Here is a 2,769-nt window from a genome sequence, read left to right as displayed (position 1 = left end):
GGGGCCAGCCGATTTTTGACCCCTCAGGGTCGGGCCGGTAACCTGGACGCTTGATGTGCGTATTGGCTCGCTCTTTCTCACGTGAGAGGTCGGTACGCCGGAGACATCAGGTCGTCGACCAGCGGTCCCCCTTGAATTGCGTCCAAGGTTGGCCAGGCTGCTCTGCCGTCCGGGTGCTCCTGTCAGGACTCACTCACTGAAAAGCGAAGGCTACGACCGTGCGTACGTACAGCCCCAAGCCCGGCGACGTCCAGCGTCAGTGGCACGTCATCGACGCGACCGACGTCGTGCTCGGCCGCCTGGCCTCCCAGGCCGCCAACCTCCTCCGGGGCAAGCACAAGGCGATCTACGCGCCGCACGTTGACACTGGTGACTTCGTCATCATCATCAACGCCGACAAGGTGCACCTGTCCGGTAACAAGAAGACCCAGAAGCTGGCCTACCGCCACTCGGGCTTCCCGGGCGGTCTGCGCTCGGTGCGCTACGACGACCTGCTGGCGAACAACCCGGAGAAGGCCGTCGAGAAGGCCATCAAGGGCATGATCCCCAAGAACAGCCTGGGCCGCCAGATGCTCTCCAAGCTGAAGGTCTACTCGGGCGACCAGCACCCGCACGCTGCCCAGCAGCCGGTGCCGTTCGAGATCACCCAGGTCGCGCAGTAATTCGGCCACCAAGCCCCCCAACACTGAAAAGAGCTGAGGAACATCGTGGCCGAGACCACTGAAACCCTTGAGGTCGACTTCGACGAGGCCGTTGAGGCCGTCGAGGGCGAGTACACCTCCGAGGAGAGCTACACCTCCGAGTCCCTGGCCGGCCGCTTCGGCGAGGCCACCCCGGGCGCCGGCCTCGGCCGTCGCAAGGAGGCGATCGCCCGCGTGCGCATCGTCCCCGGCACCGGTCAGTGGAAGATCAACGGTCGCACCCTCGAGGGTTACTTCCCGAACAAGGTGCACCAGCAGACCGTGAACGAGCCCTTCAAGCTCCTTGAGCTGGACGGCCGTTACGACGTCATCGCCCGCATCAGCGGTGGTGGCACCTCCGGCCAGGCCTACGCGCTGCGCCTCGGCGTCGCCCGTGCCCTGAACGAGGCCGACGTGGACAACAACCGCGCCGCGCTGAAGAAGGCCGGCTTCCTGATGCGTGACGCCCGTGCCGTCGAGCGCAAGAAGGCCGGTCTGAAGAAGGCCCGCAAGGCGCCGCAGTACAGCAAGCGCTAATCGCCTCCCCGGGGGTGCGCTCCGCCCTGGCGGCGCACCCCCTGGTTGTGCGAAACCGTCGCCCCGGAGTACCTCGAGTACTCCGGGGCGACGTGTTCCCCGGCTACTGTGCGGCGGCCGGGATCTTCGGTTGGGTTCCGAGCAGTGGTGATGGAGGACGGGACAGTGGGACGACTCTTCGGTACGGACGGCGTGCGCGGGGTGGCCAACGAGGGCCTGACGGCGGAGCTCGCGCTCGGCCTGTCGGTCGCGGCGGCCCATGTGCTCGGCGAGGCCGGCGCCTTCGACGGCCACCGGCCGGTCGCGGTGGTCGGCCGTGACCCGCGCGCCTCGGGCGAGTTCCTGGAGGCCGCCGTCATCGCCGGTCTGGCGAGCGCCGGCGTCGACGTCCTGCGGGTCGGCGTCCTGCCCACCCCGGCCGTGGCGTACCTCACCGGCGCGCTCGGCGCCGACTTCGGCGTGATGCTGTCCGCCAGCCACAACGCCATGCCGGACAACGGCATCAAGTTCCTCGCCCGCGGCGGCCACAAGCTGGACGACCGGATCGAGGACGCGATCGAGTCCCACTACCGCAAGCACACGCTCGGCGACGAGGACTGGAACCGTCCGACCGGCGCGGCCGTCGGCCGGGTGCGCGAGTACACCGAGGGCTTCGACAAGTACGTCGCCCACCTGATCGGCGTGCTGCCCAACCGCCTGGACGGCATCAAGGTCGTCATCGACGGCGCCCACGGCGCGGCCGCCTACGTCGCCCCCGAGGCCTTCGCCCGGGCCGGCGCCGAGGTGGTCCACACCCTGGGGGCCGAGCCCACCGGCCTCAACATCAACGACGGCGTCGGCTCCACCCACCTGGACCGGCTGCGGGTCGCGATGAAGGAGCACAAGGCCGACCTGGGCATCGCCCTGGACGGCGACGCCGACCGCTGCCTGGCCGCCGACGCCGAGGGCGCCGAGGTGGACGGCGACCAGATCATCGCGATCCTCGCGGTCGCCATGAAGGAGGCCGGCACCCTGCGCCGCAACACCGCGGTGGCCACCGTGATGTCCAACCTCGGCTTCAAGCTGGCGATGGAGCGCGAGGGCATCGAGCTCGTGGAGACCGCCGTCGGCGACCGCTACGTGCTGGAGGCGATGAAGGAGCACGGCTTCGCGCTGGGCGGCGAGCAGTCCGGCCACGTGATCCTGCTGGACCACGCCACCACCGGCGACGGCACCCTGACCGGCCTGATGCTGGGCGCCCGGCTGGCCGCCACCAAGCAGCCGCTGGCCGACCTGGCCACCGTGATGACCCGGCTGCCGCAGGTGCTGATCAACGTCAAGGGCGTCGACAAGTCCCGGGTGCGGACCAGCACCGAGCTGACCGCGGCGGTCGCCGCGGCCGAGGCCGAGCTGGGCTCCACCGGCCGGGTGCTGCTGCGCCCGTCGGGCACCGAGCCGTTGGTCCGGGTGATGGTCGAGGCCGCCGACCCGGCGCAGGCCGAGGCGGTCGGGCAGCGGCTGGCCGACGCGGTGCGCACCCACCTGGGCTGAGCCCCGGAGACGGCGAAGGGCC

At 70.2% G+C, this 2,769-nt stretch carries 3 protein-coding genes; all 3 read left to right on the top strand.

Annotation, left to right across the window (positions count from 1 at the left end; all coding sequences use genetic code 11):
* Positions 1-218 precede the first annotated feature (218 nt).
* Positions 219-662, top strand: a complete 444-nt coding sequence (gene rplM / locus ACIQOV_RS36035) for a 50S ribosomal protein L13 (protein ID WP_030055846.1) — start codon at positions 219-221, stop codon at positions 660-662.
* Positions 663-707: 45 nt separating this feature from the next.
* Entirely contained in the window at positions 708-1,217 is a 510-nt protein-coding gene (gene rpsI / locus ACIQOV_RS36030; protein WP_387735829.1) for a 30S ribosomal protein S9, read from the top strand.
* Positions 1,218-1,382: 165 nt separating this feature from the next.
* Complete coding sequence (glmM, locus tag ACIQOV_RS36025) at positions 1,383-2,747, top strand: phosphoglucosamine mutase (protein WP_401055027.1); 1,365 nt, start codon at positions 1,383-1,385, stop codon at positions 2,745-2,747.
* The last annotated feature ends 22 nt before the right edge of the window (positions 2,748-2,769 follow it).

Origin of the sequence: Kitasatospora sp. NPDC091257, assembly GCF_044757675.1 — a bacterium.
GTDB classification, from domain to species: Bacteria; Actinomycetota; Actinomycetes; order Streptomycetales; family Streptomycetaceae; genus Kitasatospora; species Kitasatospora lactacystinica.
Note: the sequence above shows the minus strand (reverse complement) of the source record. Positions and strands in the feature narration are given on the sequence as shown.